This is a genomic window from Bacillus sp. T17B1, assembly GCF_026796395.1.
In the GTDB taxonomy this organism is placed as follows: Bacteria; Bacillota; Bacilli; order Bacillales; family Bacillaceae; genus Bacillus; species Bacillus spizizenii_A.
In genome coordinates this window covers 15,806-40,185 of the sequence record NZ_JALAYA010000013.1, presented here as the reverse complement: position 1 = coordinate 40,185, position 24,380 = coordinate 15,806, and the positions used below count along the sequence as shown (strand labels likewise).

Annotated in this window: 26 protein-coding genes and 2 pseudogenes; 8 read left to right on the top strand and 20 right to left on the bottom strand. The window is 40.0% G+C overall.

Translation table 11 applies throughout. The features are described 5' to 3' along the window. The 6 genes from MOF34_RS07795 to MOF34_RS07770 all read right to left on the bottom strand — a co-directional run. Nucleotides 1-1,330: ATP-binding protein (locus MOF34_RS07795; protein ID WP_268399614.1), on the bottom strand; the 1,330-nt coding region annotated here is incomplete at its 3' end. Between the two features lie 35 nt (nucleotides 1,331-1,365). After that, nucleotides 1,366-1,743 carry a YdcP family protein gene (locus tag MOF34_RS07790; protein ID WP_268398835.1) on the bottom strand — a complete coding sequence of 126 codons (378 nt, stop codon included), beginning with the start codon at nucleotides 1,741-1,743 and terminating at the stop codon, nucleotides 1,366-1,368. A gap of 48 nt (nucleotides 1,744-1,791) precedes the next feature. Further along, nucleotides 1,792-1,908, bottom strand: coding sequence for a hypothetical protein (locus tag MOF34_RS07785; RefSeq protein WP_120155492.1), 117 nt, complete (start codon nucleotides 1,906-1,908; stop codon nucleotides 1,792-1,794). 205 nt (nucleotides 1,909-2,113) lie between these two features. Continuing rightward, nucleotides 2,114-2,374 (bottom strand): hypothetical protein, encoded by a 261-nt coding sequence (locus tag MOF34_RS07780; protein ID WP_268399612.1) that lies wholly within the window; start codon nucleotides 2,372-2,374, stop codon nucleotides 2,114-2,116. Nucleotides 2,375-2,427: 53 nt separating this feature from the next. Next, nucleotides 2,428-2,652 carry a hypothetical protein gene (locus MOF34_RS07775; RefSeq protein ID WP_284439998.1) on the bottom strand — a complete coding sequence of 75 codons (225 nt, stop codon included), beginning with the start codon at nucleotides 2,650-2,652 and terminating at the stop codon, nucleotides 2,428-2,430. Between the two features lie 32 nt (nucleotides 2,653-2,684). After that, the gene (locus MOF34_RS07770) at nucleotides 2,685-2,864 is read right to left on the bottom strand and encodes an ICEBs1 excisionase (RefSeq protein ID WP_119900054.1); all 180 of its coding nucleotides are present in this window, start codon (nucleotides 2,862-2,864) and stop codon (nucleotides 2,685-2,687) included. A 293-nt stretch (nucleotides 2,865-3,157) separates the two neighbouring features. On the opposite strand from MOF34_RS07770, the gene MOF34_RS07765 reads away from it, so the two are divergent. Continuing rightward, complete coding sequence (locus MOF34_RS07765; RefSeq protein WP_019716391.1) at nucleotides 3,158-3,541, top strand: helix-turn-helix domain-containing protein; 384 nt, start codon at nucleotides 3,158-3,160, stop codon at nucleotides 3,539-3,541. Then, nucleotides 3,538-4,068: an ImmA/IrrE family metallo-endopeptidase gene (locus MOF34_RS07760; protein WP_019716392.1), complete on the top strand. Its 531-nt coding sequence runs from the start codon at nucleotides 3,538-3,540 to the stop codon at nucleotides 4,066-4,068. Before MOF34_RS07765 ends, MOF34_RS07760 begins: the two co-directional genes overlap by 4 nt. A gap of 111 nt (nucleotides 4,069-4,179) precedes the next feature. Here the strand turns inward: MOF34_RS07760 and MOF34_RS07755 are convergent, their stop codons facing one another. Then, nucleotides 4,180-5,376, bottom strand: a complete 1,197-nt coding sequence (locus MOF34_RS07755; RefSeq protein WP_268399609.1) for a Rap family tetratricopeptide repeat protein — start codon at nucleotides 5,374-5,376, stop codon at nucleotides 4,180-4,182. Between the two features lie 237 nt (nucleotides 5,377-5,613). Here MOF34_RS07755 and MOF34_RS07750 point away from each other — a divergent pair, with 237 nt between their 5' ends. The 3 genes and pseudogenes from MOF34_RS07750 (at nucleotide 5,614) to MOF34_RS07740 (ending at nucleotide 9,983) form a co-directional block, all read left to right on the top strand. Beyond that, a complete protein-coding gene (locus tag MOF34_RS07750) occupies nucleotides 5,614-6,426 on the top strand; it encodes an abortive infection family protein (protein WP_268399607.1) in 813 nt (270 codons plus the stop codon). 112 nt (nucleotides 6,427-6,538) lie between these two features. Then, complete coding sequence (locus MOF34_RS07745; protein ID WP_268399606.1) at nucleotides 6,539-7,819, top strand: hypothetical protein; 1,281 nt, start codon at nucleotides 6,539-6,541, stop codon at nucleotides 7,817-7,819. Nucleotides 7,820-7,892: 73 nt separating this feature from the next. Continuing rightward, nucleotides 7,893-9,983, top strand: a pseudogene (locus MOF34_RS07740) (thioredoxin domain-containing protein). On the opposite strand, the gene MOF34_RS07735 reads toward MOF34_RS07740, so the two are convergent. Then, the gene (locus tag MOF34_RS07735) at nucleotides 9,980-10,879 is read right to left on the bottom strand and encodes a type II CAAX endopeptidase family protein (RefSeq protein WP_268399619.1); all 900 of its coding nucleotides are present in this window, start codon (nucleotides 10,877-10,879) and stop codon (nucleotides 9,980-9,982) included. The pseudogene MOF34_RS07740 and the gene MOF34_RS07735 sit on opposite strands and share 4 nt — an antisense overlap. Before the next feature lie 226 nt (nucleotides 10,880-11,105). Between MOF34_RS07735 and MOF34_RS07730 the strand changes: the two genes are divergently transcribed. After that, complete coding sequence (locus MOF34_RS07730; protein WP_268399604.1) at nucleotides 11,106-12,461, top strand: MFS transporter; 1,356 nt, start codon at nucleotides 11,106-11,108, stop codon at nucleotides 12,459-12,461. A gap of 103 nt (nucleotides 12,462-12,564) precedes the next feature. On the opposite strand, the gene xth is transcribed toward MOF34_RS07730, so the two are convergent. From xth to MOF34_RS07690, 8 genes are all read right to left on the bottom strand, one after another. After that, complete coding sequence (gene xth / locus MOF34_RS07725) at nucleotides 12,565-13,323, bottom strand: exodeoxyribonuclease III (protein WP_268399602.1); 759 nt, start codon at nucleotides 13,321-13,323, stop codon at nucleotides 12,565-12,567. A gap of 60 nt (nucleotides 13,324-13,383) precedes the next feature. Continuing rightward, nucleotides 13,384-13,623, bottom strand: a complete 240-nt coding sequence (gene rpsR, locus MOF34_RS07720) for a 30S ribosomal protein S18 (RefSeq protein WP_003219224.1) — start codon at nucleotides 13,621-13,623, stop codon at nucleotides 13,384-13,386. Nucleotides 13,624-13,666: 43 nt separating this feature from the next. Then, a complete protein-coding gene (gene ssbA / locus MOF34_RS07715) occupies nucleotides 13,667-14,185 on the bottom strand; it encodes a single-stranded DNA-binding protein SsbA (protein WP_003219228.1) in 519 nt (172 codons plus the stop codon). A 40-nt stretch (nucleotides 14,186-14,225) separates the two neighbouring features. Further along, nucleotides 14,226-14,513, bottom strand: a complete 288-nt coding sequence (rpsF, locus tag MOF34_RS07710) for a 30S ribosomal protein S6 (RefSeq protein ID WP_019716398.1) — start codon at nucleotides 14,511-14,513, stop codon at nucleotides 14,226-14,228. 110 nt (nucleotides 14,514-14,623) lie between these two features. Beyond that, entirely contained in the window at nucleotides 14,624-15,724 is a 1,101-nt protein-coding gene (gene ychF, locus MOF34_RS07705; protein ID WP_268399598.1) for a redox-regulated ATPase YchF, read from the bottom strand. 126 nt (nucleotides 15,725-15,850) lie between these two features. Beyond that, nucleotides 15,851-17,854 carry a molybdopterin-dependent oxidoreductase gene (locus MOF34_RS07700; protein WP_268399596.1) on the bottom strand — a complete coding sequence of 668 codons (2,004 nt, stop codon included), beginning with the start codon at nucleotides 17,852-17,854 and terminating at the stop codon, nucleotides 15,851-15,853. A 50-nt stretch (nucleotides 17,855-17,904) separates the two neighbouring features. Then, nucleotides 17,905-18,111 carry a DUF951 domain-containing protein gene (locus MOF34_RS07695; RefSeq protein WP_003219236.1) on the bottom strand — a complete coding sequence of 69 codons (207 nt, stop codon included), beginning with the start codon at nucleotides 18,109-18,111 and terminating at the stop codon, nucleotides 17,905-17,907. Between the two features lie 93 nt (nucleotides 18,112-18,204). Continuing rightward, nucleotides 18,205-19,221, bottom strand: coding sequence for a hypothetical protein (locus MOF34_RS07690; RefSeq protein WP_268399594.1), 1,017 nt, complete (start codon nucleotides 19,219-19,221; stop codon nucleotides 18,205-18,207). Between the two features lie 509 nt (nucleotides 19,222-19,730). Here MOF34_RS07690 and yyaC point away from each other — a divergent pair. Continuing rightward, nucleotides 19,731-20,348, top strand: a complete 618-nt coding sequence (gene yyaC / locus MOF34_RS07685) for a spore protease YyaC (protein ID WP_268399593.1) — start codon at nucleotides 19,731-19,733, stop codon at nucleotides 20,346-20,348. A gap of 38 nt (nucleotides 20,349-20,386) precedes the next feature. On the opposite strand, the gene spo0J is transcribed toward yyaC, so the two are convergent. Next, a complete protein-coding gene (spo0J, locus tag MOF34_RS07680) occupies nucleotides 20,387-21,235 on the bottom strand; it encodes a stage 0 sporulation protein Spo0J (protein ID WP_268399592.1) in 849 nt (282 codons plus the stop codon). Beyond that, a complete protein-coding gene (soj, locus tag MOF34_RS07675; RefSeq protein ID WP_003219244.1) occupies nucleotides 21,228-21,989 on the bottom strand; it encodes a sporulation initiation inhibitor protein Soj in 762 nt (253 codons plus the stop codon). The genes spo0J and soj overlap by 8 nt, the downstream gene beginning before the upstream one ends. 235 nt (nucleotides 21,990-22,224) lie before the next feature. Here soj and MOF34_RS07670 point away from each other — a divergent pair. Beyond that, nucleotides 22,225-22,636, top strand: a pseudogene (locus tag MOF34_RS07670) (hypothetical protein). 49 nt (nucleotides 22,637-22,685) lie between these two features. Here MOF34_RS07670 and noc read toward each other — a convergent pair. Together noc and rsmG are read right to left on the bottom strand one after the other, a co-directional pair. Further along, nucleotides 22,686-23,537, bottom strand: coding sequence for a nucleoid occlusion protein (noc, locus tag MOF34_RS07665; RefSeq protein ID WP_019716406.1), 852 nt, complete (start codon nucleotides 23,535-23,537; stop codon nucleotides 22,686-22,688). 121 nt (nucleotides 23,538-23,658) lie between these two features. After that, on the bottom strand, nucleotides 23,659-24,378 hold the full coding sequence (rsmG, locus tag MOF34_RS07660) for a 16S rRNA (guanine(527)-N(7))-methyltransferase RsmG (RefSeq protein ID WP_019716407.1): 720 nt from the start codon (nucleotides 24,376-24,378) through the stop codon (nucleotides 23,659-23,661). Nucleotides 24,379-24,380: the final 2 nt, after the last annotated feature.

Genomic DNA, 24,380 nt, shown 5'->3' with positions numbered 1-24,380 from the left:
ATGACATAAAATCATATCCTTTCGGCACGATAGGACTATAAAATTCCAACACTGAACCTGTGCCGACATTGGCATATCCTCGCCCTGTCTCTTTTTTATTCACATATGCTTTATCAACATCGCCAAACATCATCCCATAACCCGTATCGGACATTAAACCTAATGACACACGGAAGCTAAACTGATCACGAATACCGTCAGCTAAATATTTTGCATCTGGACGTTGTGCGCCTAAAACAAGAAAGTAACCCGCCTGTCTCCCCTTCATGACTAACTGTTTCATGTAAGAAAGGGCTTCATTTCTTTCTTTCATATCTAAAAAATCCATAAACGCCACATATTCATCAAAGAAGATAAACACAGGCTTTAAGCCTAAATAGGCATAGTTTTCACCTGTCTTATAGTTGGGCATCTGTTTCATTTCATCCATTCGTTCCATCATGCCATCTACAGACTTTCTTAGGCACATGAGAATGCCGTTCTTTTGGGAATATACCTTTTTCGGAAGCACTTCTTTCAAGTCTGCTAAATCTGCATTCTTAGGGTCCAATATTCTTACATCTGCCCCAAGTCCAACACACGCCTTGATAATCGTTAGCATGAAATATGTTTTTCCTCCACCTGTACCGCCAGAAATTAACCTGTGCGGCAACTTATCAAATTGCCATGAAATATGCTTCATTAACGGAAGGACTCCATTCTCAGCTACTGCATCATCAATGGAAATACGATTCTTTTTCACATCATAAAGAAGCTTAAAGCAAACAAAACCTTCTTCCATTTGCTTATCAACCAAGTCACAAAATAAGCCGTTTTCCAAATCCTTTCCTAAGTCTAGGAAGCGATTCTGAAAACGGCTCATGTCCATAGCAATACGAATATAAATGTGGTTGTTTTTGACCCTATAATACATTCTAGGAAAGTATGTGATTTTTTCCTTTGTGTCAGTTTCATTCGAAAAGAGTTTTGTTACTTTCACATTTTCTCTTTCGTAAAACTTATTGGAGAAAATCATTTTTGCAATCTTTTGCCTGTGAAGGATTTTCTTATAGCTGTCAAAGAAAAGAAAGTAAGATGCAGCTACACTTCCAACAGCAATTAACAGAGAGCATAAAACACTTTTAATAATTAAAGGCACATTCCACTCAAAGTGTTTTATTACTCGAGATATATCAAAATGAATCAGTTGTTCTCTCCAAAAGACGAACATAGACAATAAAAAAACAGGCACAAAGATGATTGCGCCTGCTAATGTTACGTTATTTCTCATGTACGGGCGGATTCGTTTGCCCCTGTATTTCCAAAATCTTTTGTTTAAGAAATCACTCATATATATCACCCGCCTGCCGATTTGAGAGCATCATGTCATTTCTTTTCATTCGCACCAGTTGCCGCGGCAGGTTTAGAGGATACAGCAGACCCTGCGCCTTTTAATACCAAGTCTTCTGCTTCGACAGTCCAGTTTACATTAGCAAAGTTCCCGTTTGCTCTAGCAGAAGCCATAATTTTTGGGTTTTTCAGTTCAACATCCTTAAAGAAATCAAATTCCTTCAAATCAACATAAGCAGGAATTGTCACTTCGATCTGCCCGCCTTGCACGCTTGATCCTAGATTATAAATCCTCGATTCCAAAGTATCCGTTCTTTTTCCATCCACATAGGCATAGCGCTCACGGTTTAAACCTAAAAACTTCAATTCACCAAAAGTCATATTGATATCCGGTACAATAAAGTTTAAGTTCATTTTTCATATCCCCATTTCATTTTTTTATTATTTATTTTCAAAAGATCGTTAAATTTCGATTTTATATTTTGAATTCGCTCCGGTTCTGTATCCATCTTGGCGCTTATCAGTTGCTAACGGCTTTACGCCCTCATGGCAACCTAGTAGGCTAATTATAGCCATCAAGCTGACTACAGCTATTCCGCACGCTTATTCTAGCCTGCTACAGCATTTAAAGTGATTGCTGTTCATCACTCAAATACTCACGCATGACATTTCAACAAGAATACCGTATAATAAAAGTGTCTAGTTTTTATTTTCCGGCGTTCTTGATGATCATTCGTCAAGGCGCTTTTTTTGTCTATATGTAGTTTTCAAGGAACAAACACTCCTATCGACATAAGTTAAACAAATCATCGTTATACAAAGTAAACACTTGGTTATCCTTTTTACTCAATGGACGAGTTGACCAGATACACCACCAATCCCAGCCTTTTAACAACTCAGATATTTCTTCATTAGCCTTCAAATGATTATCAGCATCAACAACGAATGTTTCACAAGTGGCATAGTCTTTAAAATGATTCAAATCCTTATCAGTCCTTAAAGCTTCAACATCAGTAATGATTGTTGCATTCACTCTTATTTTCATCGCATCCCTCCTTTCAAAGGATTCTTAACGGCTCCCTATAGTGGTATATAACGTCACACTACGGATGATTGCCGAAGCTTTTCAATGTCTTTTCTTCCAATGCCGTAATGCTTACATATCCTGCGATATGAAACGCCTTTTCGCAGTAATTCATTAACATTTTCAATTGTTAAGGGAAGGTTTAAATGATGATTTATGATGACTGAATTCAGAGCAATTTTCATTCTTGCTATCCAATCACCTTCCATTTGTCTGGCCAACGGAACAGCTTTTTTCATAAACAAATGAGTTTGGTTTAAACTGATGACACTCACCCCGTTGTTTTATAAATATATTTCTCTTCAAATCTGGCACGGCTGACTTTTCCTTTAACAACTTTGTATCCCTCTTGTTTGAGTTCCTTATTTAACTCCCTAATGATTTCATATGCTTTTGCCTGCCCTACCCCCAAAATGTTTTGGATATTATCAGCAGTTAAAAATTCTTTCAAAACAACTCCCTCCTTTTCTACCTTTTTCGTCTTTTCGTTTATAAGTTAATTATAATTAAACTATACGTTTAAGTCAATACAAAATTAAACTTTTTGCATAAAAAATGGTTTTTTTGATTTCAGCTCAAAAACTCACGTTACATATAATGAATGTAAAACCATTATATTTATGCATTTGGTTTAAGTCAACAACAAAATTAAACTTATCGAAAATATAATCGGTAAGTTCTAGCTTGGTTACAATTGATGGTGATAATATAAAAATAAACTTTCTGTAGATTGGACGAATTTATATGAGTTTAGGAAAACGATTAAAAGAAGCGAGAAAAAAACGTGGACTTTCCCAAATTGAAGTTGCTCAAAAACTTAACATTTCTAATCAAGTCATTTCTAATTATGAAAGAGATTTTCGTGACCCAGACACAAAAACATTAAAGCAATTAAGCGACTTGTATAATGTTTCAACTGATTATTTAGTAGGTAAAGCCCCCATTGAAAGCAACAATAAAGCTTCAAAATTGACCCAAACATTTAATGAAGTAATTGAGGAACTAAAAGATGAGGATACACTACTCTTTAAAAATGACGGTGAGTTCGACGAAGAAACAGCTCTCCTAATTAAGAAGGCATTAAAAAATGGAATAAAGCTTGTAGATGAATTAAAGAGGAAAGAGTGATACCAATTTATACGAGCAAAAACATAAAACACAAAGTGCAGTTAATCTTGTTGAGTTACGGAACTAATGATGTTTATGAAATTTGCGAACAACTAAATATAATCATAACCAAGAACAACTTAGGACAAGCCGAAGGTTTACTTCAACATCTTAAAGAAGAAAATCGTTATATAATCCATACAAATGAAAAACTAACGCACCAAACAATCCAAAAATTCATTGTTGCCCACGAACTAGGACATTATTTCCTCCACAAAAATTTAAATGCTTTTAAAGTGGCTAATTGCTCAGCTGTCTTAAAAGATAAGTTAGAACACCAAGCAAATATATTCGCTTCTGAATTGTTACTCCCGGACAAATTATTAAAAGAACATTTATTCGAAATACAAAACTTAACAATCCATCAACTAGCATCTTTCTTCAATCTACCAACGCATGTCATACAGCACAAACACTCACAATTGAAACTTTTGTCAAGAAACCGAATGGAAACAGGAATTAATCATGTATGCGAAATCTCTATATAAAGAAAAAAGCCCACTCACGAAAAACGAGTGGGTTTACTTTAGCTTCCAAGCCGATCTGATGCAATACTAATTACGTTATCAGATTTAGCTTGATGAGCAAAAGTGTCTAAATTAAAGGATAAGCCCAGTATTGTCATCCCCATTAAAATCGTCATTGATAAGGCAATCATTTTTTTCTTCATGAATAATCTCCCCTTTTCGAATTTCGTTTCTGGCTGCTATTACCTTACGATAATATTCGTTAGAGAGTGAAGAATTTCCTTTTTCATAATAAAACTCTGCAACTTCATGAGCATATTCTTCAATATCAGCAAATAATTTCTTCGATTGAAAGTAATCTAAGGCCTCATTAATTAAAGAAACATCTTCATTGGAAAAATAAAGTCCCTTTAGCAATTTGAATTTGGCTTGGTATTCATAATCATTGTTACGCATAGCAATGGCACTTCCTTCTTCAAAATAAAGAAGCGCTTTATTCGTTTCCCCTTTTTGTGCTAGTACATGAGACAGATTAAATAAAGTTTTAGACATGAAAATATGCTTTTCCTCTTGAAAAACTTGCAATGCCTTCATGAGATTCTGAATCGACAAATCATATTGACCAACACTCCTATAAACAATACCTAAATTCATATGAAATGTTGCAATGAGATATTTTTTTCCGATTTTAAAAGCATCCTGTAATCCTTTTTTCAATTCCTTAATTGCACTATTGTAATTTAAAGTATCAATTAAATTACCAGCTACAATAAACCTGCAATGAAGTATTCTTTCGTCATGAATGTCAAATTTCTGGTATATCTTTATAGCTCTCTTTGCATAACTCAGTGAAAAATAGGTTTGTTTCATATAGTAATATACTTCTGATACTTTAAAATAAAATTCCCCACGTTCAATCTCATCTTCAATCTCTGATAATTTGGTTTCAGCTAAACTATAGGCGTTTATTGCAGAAACAAGTTCTTTTCTTCTGAATTCGTACATTCCCATGAAAAAGAAGAAATAATACTCAAGCATTTTTGATAAACTGCCTTCTTTTTCTTTCAAAATTTCGTAGGTATTCTTAACTTCTTCAACGTCTTTTGATCTCAAATAGATTAACATTAGTTCATGTCTAAAATCCAAAAGTTGATAATATAGGAGGACATCTTGCTTCATTTCGACTTCTTCTAAAAGGGATTCAATTTCTAACTTCTTCTTTTGGGCTTCTTCAATCATATTTTTCTTTATGGTTGTATACCATGAATTCAACTTAGATATTAAAACTTCATATGGAATCCTTTCTTTTTTTATAAATGTATGATCCAAGCAAATCTCACCCCACAGATTTACAAAATTATTCGAATATTTACATTAATTGTATTATGTCAGATCAAAAAGCCATTTACAATTCTTATGAAAAAAAGGTACATTATTACTAGCACTGCATTTTTAATAAGAATCAAACATTATTACTTTCGATTCTTGATAATGAGACAAATACTTATCCCTTTCAATTTTCGGGTATAGGCGAGCTCTTTTATCATTTGTTAAGGAGGTTATTTTTTGAGTAACAATACTGTATCCCTATTGGATAAATGTAAAAACAATCTAATTAAAATATATACAACATACATTATGAGTAAACAGTTATTAGATGATGATTATTATGACTACTTAACCGAGGAAGAATTTAGAGAAGTCAGATCGCTAATAATCGCTTACTGTAATGAAAAAAATATTGAAATTCCGAGAATAATTAAAGAATGTCGAAGTATTAAAGAACTCATTTTAAGAATAGAAGCTAGAGGTCATAACAATGATACTAGCCTATATGAAGATATAAGTGAGATTTCAGAAGCTTTTAATCCTTTTATCGATGAAATAGAATTTCAAAACATTGAAATTAAGATTATTAATATTGAATGTGAAGTTCCTCAAAAACTTAATTATAAGGAAATTACAGATTATATAAATAAATGCGATGTTAGAATTAACATTGGGGATTACTCTGGTGCTATTACGGCAGCTAAAACCCTTGTCGAAGGAGTATGCAAAGAAATAATTTTCAATATTGAAAAAAAGGAAATTGAATCTAAAGGTAATTTACTTAAATTATTTGAAACAGTTCGTAAACATCTAGGTTTAGAACCTCAAGATCTTGAGAGACCCTTAAGGGAAGTAGTTACTGGATTACTTAAAATTATTCAAGGTTTAAGTGAGATTAGAAACATTAGTGGTGATAGCCACGCTGGAAAGGGGAATGGCTCAAAGTTGTCATTACATCACGCTTTATTAGTGGTTAATTCTGCCAAAACAGTAGCAAATTTCTTATTTAACACTTATGAGTTTCAAAGAAAAAAAGGAAAGTTCAGTTAATCCTTGGAGTTAAAGCTCTACCTTGAAATGTACCTGAGTCACTGAACGGTTAAGCAATATTGCTTTAGACAAACAAATATTCAAAATCGATGAATAAAAGGAGATGAAAGTTTTGTTTGATGAAAAAAAGGAAATAATAATTCCCTCTAATGGTGAGGTAGTAGACACTAGTAGTAATCCTCAGCATCAAATACTCTCTTTTTGCGAGCAGAATGTGAGGGAAGATTGTCAGGGTCAATATATGAGTAAAGCAAGAACTCTTTTCGATATCGGATTCTATGACCATGCTGTATTAGAGTATTGGAACCGAGGGATAACAGACCTTAAGGATAAATTGACTATTTATGGATTAGAACACTTTCCAAGTGAGTTTAAAGTTAATGTTAAAACTAGAGAAAGTCTAATAAATGTAAAGGACAGTGTTATTATAGATGCTTGTCAAGCATTAGGAATAATTGATGATGAGGCTCATGTATTTTTAAAGCATTGTTTAAATGTAAGAAATAATTTTACAGCTGCACATGATACAAATACTCCTATTGATCCTATAGAGGCACTTAATTTGATCAAAAACTGCGTAAAATATGTATTGCAAAGAGATTTACCTTCTCCAGCCATGACTATAAATGACCTTATAAATTACATACAATCAAAAAATTTTGACCTCACACATTTTGAAGAAACAGTTAAACACCAATCACCCAAAGTGATTGAGTCCTTTTTAAGAAGAGTATTCAATGAATATATTGAACCTCAAACAATAAAAGATTATAGAGATAATCTCAAACTAATTGTGAAAACAATTTGGGATATGATTGGAGAAGAGGTAAAGAGTGAAATTGGTCAAAAATTGGTTCATTTAAAATTAGAGAATGAAGTGGATAAATCTCTATATGCAATGGACTTTATGTTACAAGTAAGAGGCATAAAATATATTCCTATGGCTGTAAGGAAACATATCTTTACCAAAAAGGCTAAGGAATTAATCGATGCTCACCACGGCATGAATAATTTCTATACAGAAGTAACCCATGCAAGAGAACTAGAGGCATTAGGATATAATGTACCTGATGAGTCTATTGATACCTATGTTAAAGCTATCACTTTCAGCTTCACTGGTAATTCATGGGGTCACAGCATAGAAGCCTCTTCTTATAATAATGCAATGTTTTCAAACCTTTCTACTAAAGGAGTGGAAAGGTTTCTAGAATCACTTGAAAATGATTCAGCTTTCGCTTGGCATTTCACAAGTAGAGAACCAGTTAAAAGATTAGTTGAGTTATTAAAACTATTAGAAGAAAAATCAAATTTATTACCTAAGCATAAAACAAAAATCATCGAATTTTTGAAACATAAATCATTGAGAGACTATTTTTTAACCAAAACATCATAGCCTGATGAATACTTTTTTTGAATCGTGGTATGTTAAAAGCATGTGTTTTAAACAGCAGAAAGAAGGTGATCCCATGCCAAACAAAAGTAAACCCAATAGATTAATCGCTGAGAAGTCTCCTTATTTACTTCAACATGCTCATAACCCTGTGGACTGGTTTCCTTGGGGAGAAGAAGCATTTGAAAAAGCGAAACGCGAAAACAAGCCTGTTCTCGTATCTATTGGGTATAGCTAACCATGGCTAATCTAAAGAACATGCCATTGGTGCCATGTCATGGCCCACGAAAGCTTTGAGGACAAAGAAATTGCGCGTCTCCTCAATGAACGGTTTGTGGCGATTAAAGTTGACCGGGAAGAGCGGCCGGATGTGGATTCCGTTTATATGAGAATTTGTCAGCTGATGACCGGGCAGGGCGGCTGGCCGTTGAATGTGTTTATTACGCCTGATCAGAAGCCGTTTTACGCGGGTACATATTTTCCAAAGACGAGTAAATTCAATCGTCCCGGTTTCGTTGATGTGCTTGAGCATCTATCTGAGACATTTGCGAACGATCGCGAGCATGTCGAGGATATTGCTGAGAACGCCGCTAAACATTTGCAGACCAAAACAGCCGCAAAGTCAGGCGAAGGACTTAGCGAATCAGCGATTCACCGGACATTCCAGCAGCTTGCCAACGGGTTTGATACGATCTACGGCGGCTTCGGGCAGGCGCCGAAATTCCCGATGCCTCATATGCTGATGTATTTGCTGCGTTATTATCACAATACGGGGCAGGAAAATGCTTTATACAACGTGACGAAAACGTTGGACAGCATGGCAAATGGCGGCATTTATGATCATATCGGCTATGGATTTGCCCGCTACTCGACCGATGACGAGTGGCTCGTTCCTCACTTTGAAAAAATGCTGTACGACAATGCACTGCTGCTGACTGCTTATACAGAAGCCTATCAGGTTACGCAAAACAGCCGGTATAAAGAGATTTGCGAACAGATCATTACGTTCATTCAGCGGGAAATGACCCATGAGGATGGAAGCTTTTTCTCCGCTTTAGACGCGGACACAGAAGGAGAAGAAGGAAAGTACTACGTGTGGTCAAAGGAAGAGATTCTGAAAACGCTCGGGGACGATCTCGGAACGCTGTATTGCCAAGTGTATGACATCACTGAAGAAGGAAACTTTGAAGGCAAAAATATTCCAAACCTCATTCACACAAAGCGGGAACATATCAAAGCTGATGCCGGTTTAACCGAGGAAGAGCTCAGCCTCAAGCTTGAGGACGCAAGACAACAGCTCTTGACGGCTCGTGAAGAAAGAACCTACCCGCATGTCGATGATAAGGTGCTGACCTCATGGAACGCGCTGATGATCGCAGGTCTCGCCAAAGCGGCTAAGGTATATCAGGAACCGAAATATCTCAGCTTAGCGGAGGACGTCATCACATTTATTGAAAACCAACTCATCATTGACGGCCGTGTGATGGTCCGATATCGAGACGGCGAAGTCAAAAACAAAGGCTTTATCGACGATTATGCTTTTCTCCTATGGGCTTATCTGGATCTCTATGAAGCTTCGTTTGATCTTTCTTATTTACAAAAAGCGCAGAAACTGACAGACGATATGATCGGCTTATTTTGGGATGAGGAGCATGGCGGATTCTATTTCACCGGACACGATGCAGAAGCCTTAATCGTCCGGGAAAAAGAAGTATACGACGGCGCCGTGCCTTCCGGAAACAGCGTGGCAGCCGTTCAGCTGCTGCGCCTCGGACAAGTCACAGGCAACTTATCACTCATTGAAAAAGCAGAAATGATGTTTTCTGTGTTCAAGCCGGATATCGAAGCGTATCCGAGCGGCCATGCTTTCTTTATGCAAAGCGTGTTAAAGCATGTGACGCCTAAAAAGGAAATCGTTATTTTTGGCAACGCAGACGATCCAGACAGAAAACAAATCATCACTGCACTTCAAAAAGCCTTTAAGCCCAACGACTCCATTTTGGTGGCAGAGCATCCTGATCAATGCAAAGACATAGCACCCTTTGCGGCCGATTACCGCATCATAGACGGCAAAACAACCGTGTATATTTGTGAAAACTTCGCCTGCCAGCAGCCGACAACCAATATCGAAGAAGCCATCCAAACGTTAATAAGCAGCAGGGATTAAGACCCCTGCTGCTTACTTTTTGATTTCTTATGGTACCAAAGCGCGATCCCCGCAAAAACAAGATTTACCGCTATCGTAAATAAAGCCTCCCACATCGGGTTCCCCCGCGTAACCATAAATAAAGAAGGAATTCCTCCATACACACTGTTTTTTTCTGTGATAAACATACATAAAAACATATTATTCGCGGCATGGGCGCCAAGTGATATTTCAATACTGCCTGTTTTAATCGTGTAATAGGTCCATACAAAACCAAATGTTAAGTACTCAATTCCTGCCCAGACAGCGCCATTATTCATTTCTGGGTTAGCAAAATGCAATACGCCAAACAAGCCCCCGACAATCAATGTCAAGATAAGTGAATTTTTCGTTAATCTCCCGAAAGCTTGAAGCAAAAATCCTCTGAAAAACAGTTCCTCCGCAGATGTTTGAAACGGAACCAAAATGAGGGCAGCCGCTAGCAGCCATATAAACCGTGAAGCATCAACATCCTGCATTGAATAGCTGTCTGGATGAATCGCAAAATCAATCAATTGTACGGCGATCATCAGCAGGAAATAAGCAATAAAGCCAAACAATATTCTCCGCCAATTGATCTTTGCATTCGGTGTAATCACAGTGCGGAAAGGCCGTTTCAGAATAAAGCGCACAGCCAGCCATACTCCAGGAATCGCAAATAAATAAATGACATGAGATAAATAAAGATCGACCAGAGGATCACTCAGCACAGCTTCATCCAAATCAAAAGTGATATCGGAATTCACAATAACCGTAAACAGTATAGCGAAAAGGTAAGCAATATTCCCAAATACATATAACCCTACCATGACCAAAAAGGAGAGAAAGTATCTCCACAACGTATTGTTTCCTTCTAGAGGACGGATAAATGAATTCATTCCTTCTATGTCTCTTCCTTTCAATGAGAATATTCCTATATATTTGCATAAATTGGGCTATGAATCTACAGTTTTGGAAATCTTTTAAGCAAAATTAATATATAAAGTGTGAATTTGGTTCTTCCATCTAGTGATTTGAACTCTGTCGCCAATGAATCAAGATACTTATAATATTCCCAAGAGGAGAGTCTCCATACTTTTCTTACAAATCAAAAGGGGGTTTTTTATGAATAAGATCTTCAAACAGAAGAACTCACATCCTTTCTCAAACGCAGCGAATCGTTTAGACCGCCTTCCGATTTCCCGCGTTCACTTCCAAGTATTAACCGCTCTCGGCATTGTTTATTTCTTTGATCTTGCAGATCTATTTACCCTCAGCAATGTAGCGCCGGCACTGATTGAGCACTGGGGCATCCCGCTTTCAACCATTGCCAATGTAACGGCGGCTTCGTTTTTAGGCATGTTTTTAGGCGCATCACTGGGTGGAAGGCTGTCCGATCGAATTGGCCGTAAAAAAGCCTTAAATCTATTTGTATTTGTTTTCTCAATCGCATCGCTATGCAATGCCACGGCATGGGACATCCCGTCTTTAATGACATTCCGTTTCCTTACCGGATTTGGTGTCGCAGCGGCCATGGTCATTACCAACAGCTATCTGGCTGAATTTTTTCCTTCCAGTGTCCGCGGGAAATATATTTCTTTCTGTGCCATGATTGGATTGATCGGAGTTCCGATCACTAATATCGTGTCTGCCTTTGTCATTCCGCTTGGTTCATGGGGATGGAGGCTTGTTTTTGTATGGGGTGCCATCGGCCTTATTTATTTTTTCTTTATCCGCCGTCTCGAAGAATCACCTCGCTGGCTCGAAAACCGTGGTGAATATGCGAAAGCCGACGCGATCCTCAATAAAATTGAGGCTCAGGTTGAACGAGAGAAAGGCCCTCTTCCGGCACCAGCTCAGCCTAAAGCAAGCAGTACCGTTCAGCAGCATGCGGGTTACGCAGGGCTATTGAAAGGAAGAAACCTTAAAATCACTATTGTGTTATCTGCTGTATGGATTTTTGAAACGTTTGGATTCTACGGATTTGCCTCATGGGTTCCAAGCCTGTTAAAAAGCAATGGAGTCTCTATGGAAAATACATTGTGGTATAACGTATTGCACTCTGTTGGCGCTCCGCTTGGCGCATTGCTCGGTTCCATGATTTCTGAAACATTTCAGAGAAAATGGATTTTAGCTGCCAGTGCATTTTTGACAGCTATCGCCGGCCTCTTATATGGCATGACTTTTATACCGATCATGATCATTGTGTTTGGTTTCATCGTGAATATCACAGAGAGGGTTTTCACCTCGAACTTATACGCTTATACGTCAGAACCTTATCCGACTGAATATCGGTCCTCTGGCAGCGGTTTAGCCTATGGCCTCGGACGCTTTTCAAACATCTTCGGCTCATTGCTCGTCGGGTTTATCGCCGTTCAGCTCGGCTATGTCAGCGTCTTTTTATTTATCGGCGGTTGCTGGCTCGCATGCTCCGTGCTATTAATTTGCTTCGGCCCTAATACGAATGCGAAACAGATTTAAAAAAGTCAGTGCGGATCTGCCGCACTGACCTCATTATTCTTCAACATCCTCGCAGGATTTCCGCTAAAAAAGCAGTAAGTGTAACATCCTTACTGCTATCTCATCATATATTGATCATAAGTTCAACAGGACAATGATCGGAACCCATGACGTCCGCTGATATGCCGGCATCCTCAATCTGTTTCTCAAGCCTTTCGGAAACAACAAAATAATCGAGACGCCATCCGATATTTCTGTCCCGGGCCCCGGCACGATACGACCACCAGGAATAAGCGCCTTCAAGATCAGGATAGACGTGGCGGAATGAGTCAACAAAGCCAGCTTCTAAGAAACGGGTGAATGCTCCTCGTTCTTGATCAGAAAACCCGGCATTATTCCGGTTTGCCTTTGGATTTTTCAAATCGATCTCCTGATGAGCTACATTCAAATCACCGCATAAAATGACCGGCTTTTTCTTATCCAATTTAATAATATAAGATAATAAAGCCTCTTCCCATTGCATCCGATAATCGATTCGCTCCAATCCTCTTTTGGAATTGGGCGTGTAAACGGTCATCACAAACAAGTTTTCAAATTCTAGTGTTATCACTCTGCCTTCTTGATCATGCTCTTCTATTCCGATACCATACATGACACGCAGTGGCTTTTGTTTTGAAAAGACCGCCGTGCCGGAATATCCTTTTTTCACTGCATAATTCCAATACACATGATAGCCATCAGGCTGAAGATCAACCTGGCCATCCTGTATCTTCGTTTCCTGAAGACATATGATATCTGCATCCTCTTCTTTCAGATAAGCGAGGAAATCCATCTTTCTCATGACAGCCCGCAGGCCGTTTACATTCCATGAAATCAGCTTCATGTTTCTTCCCCCTATAAAAAAGAGCAAGAACCCGAAGGCCCTTGCTCTTTACGTTTCAGCTTACTCACCGCTTACGTACGGAAGTAAAGCCATTTGACGTGCGCGTTTAATCGCTGCAGTCAATTTACGTTGGTATTTAGCGTTTGTTCCAGTTACACGACGTGGTAAAATTTTACCGCGCTCAGAAACAAACTTTTTAAGAAGATCTACATCTTTGTAGTCGATGTGCGTGATACCGTTGGAAGTGAAATAACACACTTTACGGCGTTTCGCACGACCGCCTCTGCGTCCTCCTGCCATTGTCATTTCCCTCCTTTCTTTTTCATTTTAGGGGATAATCACATTAGAATGGAAGATCATCATCCGAGATGTCAATCGGTTTGCCGTCGTTGGCAAATGGGTCATCATTAAAGCTGTTCCCCTGATTGCGTCTCTGGTTGTTTTGATTTCCTCCAAATGGATTATCGTTTTGGCCTCCGCCAAAGTACTGGCCTCCGCCGCTGTTTCCTTCGTTGTATCCACCTGAACCAGAACCACCGCCGTTTTTCGGCTCAAGAAATTGAACACTTTCAGCTTGGACCTCAGTCACAAAGACACGCTGTCCTTGCTGGTTTTCATAATTTCTTGTTTGTAAACGGCCATCTACGCCTGCAAGGCTTCCTTTTTTCAAGAAGTTTGCAACGTTTTCGGCTTGTCTTCTCCAAGTGACACAATTAATGAAATCGGCCTCACGTTCTCCGGACTGGTTCGTAAATGTACGATTCACAGCAAGAGTAAACGTAGCAACAGCCGCACCGTTTGGCGTATAACGAAGCTCTGGGTCTTTTGTCAGTCTTCCGACTAATACAACTCGGTTAAGCATAAGAAAGACCACCTTTTACCATTATATATTTCAAAATTGCTTATTCTTCTTCTTTAACAACAATGTGGCGAATGATATCGTCACTGATCTTAGCTAGACGGTCAAATTCTTGAACTGCCGCAGCATCAGATTGAACATTTACGATTTGGTAGAAACCGTCACGGAAATCGTTGATTTCGTAAGCTAGACGACGTTTACCCCAATCCTTTGTTCCAGTGATCTCCGCACCGTTAGAAGTCAGAACGTCGTTGAAACGCTCGATAACTGCTTTTTTAGACTCATCGTCAATGTTTGGGCGGATAATGTACATAATTTCGTACTTTCTCATCTGTTTGCACCTCCTTTTGGACTAAGCGGCCCGTAATGGGCAAGGAGCAATAATTCTATTACTCACAATTTTATATTATACCAAAGCTCTTGTCCCTTTACAACTGCATCCTATACATTAAATCGGAAATGAATAACATCTCCGTCTTTTACCACGTAGTCTTTTCCTTCAAGACGGACTTTTCCTGCTTCTTTCGCTCCTGCCATACCGCCGCCCGCAATAAGATCCTCATAAGCAACAGTTTCAGCACGAATGAAGCCGCGCTCAAAGTCACTATGAATAATTCCCGCACACTCAGGGGCTTTCATGCCTTTTTTGAATGTCCAAGCTCTGACTTCCTGTTCTCCGGCTGTGAAGTATGTTGCAAGGCCTAGAAGGGAATAAGACGCTTTGATCAGCTGATCAAGACCTGATTCTTCAATGCCCAGCTCTTCAAGGAACATTTGCTTTTCTTCGCCTTCAAGCTCAGCGATTTCAGATTCGATTTTCGCACAAACAACGATAACTTCCGCATTTTCGCCGGCAGCGTACTCGCGAATCTTCGCTACATTTTCATTACCGGAAGGATCAGCTACTTCATCTTCACTAACGTTCGCTACGTATAAAATAGGCTTCGAAGTTAGCAAATGAAGCTGCTTCACAAGCTTTTGCTGCTCTTCAGTGAACTCAACAGAACGAGCAGGCTTTTCACTCTCAAACGCTTCTTTCAGTTTAGACAGAATCTCAAACTCAAATACAGCTTCTTTATCTTTTTGCTTCGCAAGTTTGCTGACGCGCGTAATCCGCTTTTCAACAGTTTCCATATCAGCGAGAATCAGCTCAAGGTTGATCGTTTCAATGTCATCAATCGGATCAACTTTTCCGGAAACGTGTGTAATGTTGTCATCAGAAAAAGCACGGACAACGTGGCAAATTGCGTCAACCTGGCGAATGTGAGAAAGGAATTTATTACCGAGGCCTTCTCCTTTAGACGCGCCTTTTACAATCCCCGCAATATCAGTGAATTCAAAAGCAGTCGGCACAGTCTTCTTTGGTTTGACCAGCTCAGTCAGCTTTTGCAGACGATCATCAGGTACTTCTACAATTCCCACGTTCGGATCAATTGTACAGAACGGGTAGTTGGCTGATTCGGCACCGGCCTGTGTAATTGCGTTAAATAGCGTTGATTTCCCGACGTTTGGCAAACCAACAATTCCAGCTGTTAAAGCCATTCTTTCATCTCCTCTATATAAAACCGTCATTGTATAAACGTATTTTGAACCTAGAGCAATTATAAGGAGGTTCACTGGAAAAGACAAGCTGACAAAAAAGCATTTTCAGCCTGCCAATCCCATTGGTTATGCTTTTTTCAAGCCCACTAAACAGTCAAAAAGCGTGCTTCCCATACCATTATCAGAATTTGTATCATTTGTCAGTGCATTGACTGAACCTCCAAAAGCCGCCCACATGCCTTCATCTATATTAATCGTTTTCGGATGAGCCTGCTTCATCACCTTCACCTTACCCGTCAAGCGCCCGCGGTCATTAAAGATGGCAACCTCGTCTCCGTCCTGAAGATTCTGCTCAGCCGCTATATCTGGAGAAATATCCACTTGAATATGCTGAAGCTTTTCAATAAACGGCACATGCTGAGAATGATTAGAACGCTGCGGGTGAATGGACAACAGCGTATAAGGATACTTTCCAGCTAAATCCTCGTTATGGAAAGCAGATTCTTCGGGCACATTTAATTCAAGCACGCCGTTAAATCCTTTTTCCTCAGCTAGCGACGAAGTAAATTCAAATTTTCCGCTCGGCGTCAAAAACTGATAGTCATCCCATGGCACTTGTTTAACCGGAAGAGGGAGATGGCCTTTTTCTTTCAATCGCTCAAGCGTCACATCCTCTTCTTCCAATGAAGAAAGCCCCATTTCCAAAAATTCTTCAGTGCTGTGTTCAAACAACTCGCCAAATCCAAGGCGTTTTGCAAGCTCTGACCAGATCCAGCTGTCCGACTTCGCTTCACCCTGCGGCTCCACAAGCTTTTTCCCATACTGAACGTAATGATGATACATGCTGGAATAGTAGATATCCTCTTCTTCAAAAACAGTGGCTGTCGGCAAAACATAGTCACATAGCTTTGCCGTATCCGTCATGATAGAATCAATCGCTACCGTCATCGGAACCTTTTCAAACGCTTGTCTCACTTTATTTGTGTTTGGCACCTGGGTCAGCGGGTTTCCGCACGTCACGATAATCATTTCGATTGCTGGATCAACAGCCGTCAGCACCTCCTCGGCCTGTGTCATCATTGAAAACGAACGTGATGCTGTTTTTAATTCCGGCAGCGTCAGCTTCGTTTTCGCAAAGCTTTCACCAATTTGGACATTTCCGAAATTCGCGCCTCCGCCTTTTATTCCGACATTTCCGCTTGCCGCAACGAGTGCATCAATCCAGCGAATCGTTTCGCCGCCGTTTTTATAGCGCTGCATACCAAGGCCCATAAAAGTAGACACCGGGCCATCAGCATACAAATCGGCCAGATACTCCAGCTCCTCCATAGAAGTTTCTGTTTTTACAATAAACTTTTCTAAAGGAATGGTGTTCAAAAGCTCTTTCACATCATCAAAACCGACAGAGTGCTCAGAAATAAACGTCTCATCGGTTCTTCCCGTCTCTATCAGAACCTTTAAAACAGCTGCCGCAAGCCAGCCATCCATTCCCGGCTTGACAGAGATATAGCGGTCTGCAAGTTTGGCAGTCGGGTTGAAGATCGGGTCAATCACCGTAATTGTGGCTCCCTTTTTCTTCACCTGCTGCAAGTGATGGTATAAGTGCATATTTGTTCTGGATACATTTCTTCCCCACACAACAACATGTTTGCTGTTGTAAATATCAAGCGGGCCGTGTCCGTACGAACGGCCGAAATCCCAGCTTTGCGCCTCGATACCGGAGCCCCAGCATATGCTTCCGACGATTTCAGTCACACCGCCATATCCATTAAAAAAACGCTGATCTAGCGCTTTCAGCAAACCGTTATTCGCATAATCGTGGCTGTGCAAAACAGCAGTCGTCTCCGACGTTTCCTTGATCTCCCGAAGTTTGTCGGCAATTTCATCAAGTGCCTGATCCCAGGAAATCCGCACAAACTCGCCATTTTGTTTTTTCATCGGATAGCGGAGCCGCTGAGGCGAATTTGTTTTTGTCTCAAGCATTCTGCCGCGGCCGCAGATTTTGCCTTCCGTAATCGGATGGTTCGGATCTCCGTCTACCTTTGTTACCTTTCCGTCTTCAACAGTCACCAAAAAGCCGCAGCTGTCCCAGCAATTCAGCGGACATGCTGACTGATGCACTTTGCTCATCGCCGTCTTCTCCTTACCTTCTATATGAAAAAGCATGAGTGCCGGCCTTTTTACGAAGTAGGCTCCTCATGCTTGACAAGTACTTTTTTTAGTTTTCTTTCAAATTCTTTTCTCGGAATCATTACACTGTGAGAACATCCCTCACACTTAATTCGAATATCCATTCCCATGCGTATAATTTTCCAGCTGTTCGCTCCGCATGGATGCGGTTTTTTCATTTCTACGATATCATTCAGGCCAAAGTCTTTATCCGCCAAGACCCTTCACCTCTTTTCATAGACTGCTGTATCTATTGTACAAAAAAACTGATCATAAGAGCAATCAAGATATCCGAAAAGAAGGGAATCCTATTATTTCCATTTGCTTAAAATAGGATATAACAGCAGACAAACTAGCAAATATAAATTCAGCATCCCGTATATCGGATACAAGAACGCGATCAAATCAGAAAAACCGAAAGAAGTAAAAGGCACCATGAACACTAACAGAAACAACACAATCATCCATCTCGGCATATGGACAAACGCCATCAGCCGGCTGGACAGCCCCAGTAAACCAGCTACTGTCGTCGTGTAAATCGCAAGACACAGCACTGCCGTCATACATAAAAAAAGGAGATAAGGCGCTCCCTCCAAAACAGCAAACAACGGTATCTCAAACTGAGAAAGGGAGCCCGCCAGCTCCACTAACGTTTCATTATAAACAAAAGAGATCACGCCAAAAATAAGTCCGCTTGCCACACTTGCGATCTTCGCTTCTCCGAGCCCTTTCATTTCTTTCCCAACGGAGGATAAAATCGCGACAACTGAAAGAATATTTAAAGAGGTAAACGTAATGCTCGCAGGCCAGTTATACTGCCGAGTCAGATCAATTGTCCACGTATGGTGATGGGTGCTCTGAAAGGAGATCAGCGCATAAAGCAGCCCTGCTACTAAAACAGGTATTAAAAAACCATTTACTGATAATATTCCTTTCACATCCCAGAGAAACAAACACACTGTCACGATGCAAATCAGTGCAATTCCCCACCAGAAAGGAAGCTTGTACATTTGCAGGGTCACACCGCCTCCGGCAATCATCACCATAGTCGTTGAAAACAAATAAAAAACGATAAGGACATCATAAATTTTCGCCAGCCATGGTCCCATCAAATGTTCCAGAACCGGCAGAAAATGAGTGGATTGAACCTTAAAACTGATTTTCATCACAATATAAGACGAGAAAACGAACATGATTGTAAATAACACAATAGCAAGTCCGCTTTCCACTCCAAAAAACTGCCATATCTCCTGACCGCTCGCATATCCGGCCCCGATCAGGCTCCCTAATATGAGCAGCATCCACTTCATTCCGGCTCTCCACAACATCATCACCTCATAGCACAGAGTTCAGCTTGTTCCGTTACTGATACTATATAAATAACTGAAAGCAAACATGCCATATTTTCATAGACATTGACCATAAGGTGAAATTACCATACGAAATACACATAAAAAACTGCCGATTCAGGCAGTCTAAACGGGATTTAATTGGCCCCTGGAAATAAGGAAAGCACCTCTGTATGCATCTTCTCCCAGAAACTGCTGATGTGTATGACAAGGTCGGGATAACAGGCGGATTGAAAATCAATTCAATTCCCAGCATTCTTAACTTCGTCAGTATATTTTATAAACAGTCTGTGCTTGAACATTATAGAGGCATTGGGGCACAATACTTCTAATCAATCCTCTATATCACTCCTCTATTTTTTGGCAATATCCGTTGTCATACACAAAGCATAAAAAATCGTACTGCTGGATATACTGTAAACAACCTTACATAACTAAGCACACCCCATAGCAATTTTGTTACCTACTATAACAAGGAAGTGAAACCTATGAATCGAAAAGGCGGGCTTTTTTCCTCTCAGGAACGAGCAAAGCAATATGTTTCACATACAGATGCAGCAGCTGCAAAACAAATCCAAACCATTCTATCTTCATCCTTACGTAAAGCTGCCGGCAAACCAATTGTCGTGGTTTGTATCGGAACAGACCGTTCAACCGGTGATTCATTAGGCCCGCTCGTAGGAATGAAACTCAAACAAATGTCACTCACCAGATTCCATGTCTATGGAACCTTATCTGATCCTGTCCATGCTGTGAACATGAAGGATAAAATCAATGACATTCAAAGGTTACATAAAAAACCATTTATTATAGCAGTCGATGCATGCTTAGGACGTGTCAAAAGTGTAGGCTCGTTTCAAATCGGAGAAGGGCCATTAAAGCCTGGTGCCGGTGTGCAAAAAGACCTTCCTGAAGTGGGAGATCTTCATATTAACGGAATTGTGAATGTGAGTGGTTTTATGGAATACTTTGTATTGCAAAATACAAGGTTACACTTGGTCATGAATATGGCCAATGTTCTTGCTGAAGGATTGAGTTTAACAGATCGAACAGAGTGGAGGCAGGAACGCCTGAACCCGCTGCACAGGCTAACTGGACGTATATAAACCAAAAACCATCTTCGCTTGAAAGATGGTTTCTTTATTTATGATTCTCGTTCAGACAAAAGTTCTAATATCCGGTCAAGATCTTCATTAGAGAAAAATTCGATTTCAATTTTACCTTTTTTCTTTTGTCTTTTAATATTAACCGTTGTGCCAAAATAATTTTGGAGATAAGATTCCCGTTCTTTTAGAACCGCATCTTTCACAGGTTCTTTTTTCTTTGTTTCACGTGAAACATTATCATTTAACTGCTGAATCAGCTGCTCAAGCTGGCGAACATTGAGCTGCTCCGCAACCACTTTTTGTACAAGCGGTTCAAGCTTATTTTTGTTTTTCAGGCCAAGAAGCGTGCGTCCATGTCCCATAGAAAGCGTACCATCAGCAATAAGCTGCTGAATGTTTTCTGGCAGAGTCAGCAATCTTAAATGATTCGCAATATGCGGTCTGCTTTTCCCAAGACGTTTGGCAAGCTGTTCTTGCGTGAGATCTAAATGTTTCAGCAAGGAGTCATAGGCCTGAGCCTCTTCAAGCGGCGATAAATCTTCACGCTGAAGGTTTTCCAATAAAGCAATTTCTCTCATTAATGCCTCTGATAATTCACGTACAATCACCGGAACTGTGTCTAAACCAGCAAGCTTTGCCGCTCGAAAACGCCGTTCGCCCGCAACAATATCATAGCCTTTTAGAGATTTTCTGACGATTAGAGGCTGAAGAATGCCATGCTGAAGCACAGATTCTTTTAGTTCAGCTAATGCCTCGTCGTCAAAGTGTTTTCTTGGCTGATAAGGATTAGGGCGTAAATCGGCAACTTTGATTTCTTCAACTGTCTCTTCAGACAAATCGACCTGATTAAACAACGCATTAATCCCTTTTCCAAGGCCTTTAGCCATTCGCAGCCACTTCCTTTGCTAAATCTAAATATACTTCCGCTCCTCTTGACCGCGGATCGTATAAAATGATGGGTTTTCCGTGACTCGGTGCCTCGCTCAGACGGACATTACGCGGAATAACCGTCTTATATACTTTATCTCTAAAATATTTTTTAACCTCTTCAATTACTTGGATGCCGAGATTCGTACGGGCATCAAGCATTGTCAGCAATACACCTTCAATCATTAAATCAGTATTCAAATGCTTTTGCACAAGACGTACTGTATTTAATAACTGGCTGAGCCCCTCCAAGGCGTAATATTCGCATTGTACAGGAATCACAACGGAATCTGAGGCAGTAAGCGCGTTAATCGTCAGCAGCCCTAATGACGGCGGACAATCAATGATAATATAATCATAATTTTGTTTTACTGCTTCAAGCGCCCTTTTCAGTCTTACTTCTCTAGAAATCGTCGGGACCAGCTCGATTTCAGCTCCGGCAAGCTGAATCGTCGCAGGAATCACGTCCAAGTTCTCTACTGTCGTTGCTTTAATAATATCTATTACATCTGCATCATCTACTAAAATATCGTACACACACTGCTCTACATCGGCTTTTTCAATCCCTAATCCGCTTGTTGCATTCCCCTGCGGATCAATATCTACCAGCAGAACCCTTTTCCCTATGTAAGCTAAGCATGCCCCAAGGTTGACAGACGTCGTTGTTTTGCCCACTCCGCCTTTTTGGTTCGTAATTGCTATGATTTTTCCCACGATGTCACCTACTTTCACATGAACATGTACTATCTTGCTTCTATTCTATCAAAAAAAGATTAAAGCGTTTCATTTTTTTCATCATTTTGTTCCGATTCAGAAGGGAAATAATTGAAAATTCAAGCATGTTATATGCTTTCTCTTATAAATTCTGCAATTTCCATGCTTTTTTGTCTTAAAAAAGGAATTTTTTAAAGAAGAAGTTTTAGTGCAGAACGTACAGGACGGTGAGAACTTGGTTTATAAAACAAAGAAAGATATACCTGTTACGCTGATGATTGCATTCCTATATTACTGATACAAGCAGACGCCAATGTCCTTTTATGCTGGGAAATGTGAGGGTTTCAGGCTGGATCATTTTTAATCTGCTGACTCTTTTAAGCGTGCTCATCATTTGGTGCTTTATTGATCTGAAATATGTATTGAGAGAAATCATCTGATCATTGAAGCTGGACTGAACAAACATCAAATTTCTTACGAAAAAAACGACAAAGTGGATCAAGAAAGAAGCTATGACCTGGTTATCGTCTGATCGGCTCTCGTCATGCCATCACGTTTGCAGTGATTCTCCGCAAAATACTAAAGAATGTATCCACAGGCTCGAAAAAAAGAATTCTAATATAGCATTATTCACTATAAGTAATTAATTCCCTTTTACCATAAAAATAAAAACTCTCCTGCTTTTTAGGAGAGCTTTTATTTTGGTATGCGAATCGTTAATTGAATATATTCTTCAAATTCTTCTTCTTCCGTATTCAATTTTACACCGCTGTCTTCAACCATTGATAGTGACTGGCGAATCGTGTTCATTGCAATTCTTGTATCTCTGCTGAACGCTTTGCGTTTAGGCTTTGGTTTTCTCTGGCCTTGCTCCAGCATTTTCACCACGCGGTCTTCCGTCTGCTTTACATTTAAACTTTTCTCAATAATCTCTGTGAGCAGTGTGACTTGGAGCTCAGGCTGTTTCAGCGGAATCAGCGCTCTGGCATGACGTTCAGTGATTTTCTTTTCCATAATCGCGTCTTGGACCGGCTGGGGCAGCTTTAATAACCGCAGCTTATTCGCAATTGTGGATTGCCCTTTTCCTAAACGCTGTGCGAGTGCTTCCTGTGTTAAGTCATGCAGCTCAAGAAGCCGAGCATAGGCATGCGCTTCCTCAATAGAAGACAGTTCTTCCCGCTGCAAGTTTTCAATTAACGCCACAGAAGCGGTTTCCGTGTCGGAAAAATCCTTAATAATAGCCGGAATCTTTTCCCACTCGAGCGATTGTACCGCTCTCCAGCGTCTTTCACCTGCAATGAGTTCGTATTGGCCTTCTTCTTCTGTATGCCGGACAACAATCGGCTGAATAATGCCGTGTGTATGAATGGTCATTGCTAACTCTTTGATTTTTTCATCTGAGAAAATGGTGCGTGGCTGAAAACGGTTGGGAACGATAGCATTTACCGGTATTTCCAGAATCTCTTCTTTGTTTGTCTCATGTTCAGCAATCTCCGGTTCCTGTTCCTTCTCACCAAGCCCGAAGAAACGAGAGAATGAATGCTTCATGTACCTACACCACCTTTAAAAACTGCCATTTTTATAATTCTATTTTCTCATGGTTTTTCCTGCTGTACATCCATCAATTTTGATGAAAATATGATGGTATTGTCATATCAGGCTGTCTAAATTACCCTTCAATTGGCGATTTATTAGGAGTCCCCGGTTTTCTTGGATACTTCTTAGGTGTATTTTTGTTCTTGCGTATCACCATAATGTTACGATCGCTTTCTTCAATAGGCAGCTTAAAGGAATGGATATTCTCAAGTTCTCCTCCAAGCGTCGTGATGGCTTTTTTGCCTGCATTCAGTTCTTCTTCAGCTGATGCGGCTTTTAAAGCAACAAATAAACCGTTTTTCTTCACCAGAGGCAGGCAAAGTTCGCTCAAAACAGATAGTCTTGCAACTGCTCGCGCGGTCACAATATCATAGCTTTCCCGTACGTCTTTCCGCTGTCCGAATGTTTCAGCTCGGTCATGGCAGAATGTCGTATTCTCCAATTGCAAAGCTTCAGACAATTTCTCTAAAAATGTAATCCGCTTGTTGAGTGAATCCACGATTGTGACATGGAGGTGCGGAAAGCATATTTTAATCGGAAGACTCGGAAATCCCGCTCCCGCTCCGACATCACAAATCGTGTTCACTTGATTGAAGTCGACATAAAAAGCAGCTGTAATGGAATCATAAAAATGCTTAAGATACACTTCTTTTTTCTCTGTAATTGAAGTCAGATTGATTTTTTCGTTCCATTCAACCAGCATGTCGTAATACAGCTCAAATTGCTCCAGCTGACGGGGAGAAAGGGTGATCCCTTTTCCCGCCAAACTAGAAGTGAATTCTTCAATATTCATGC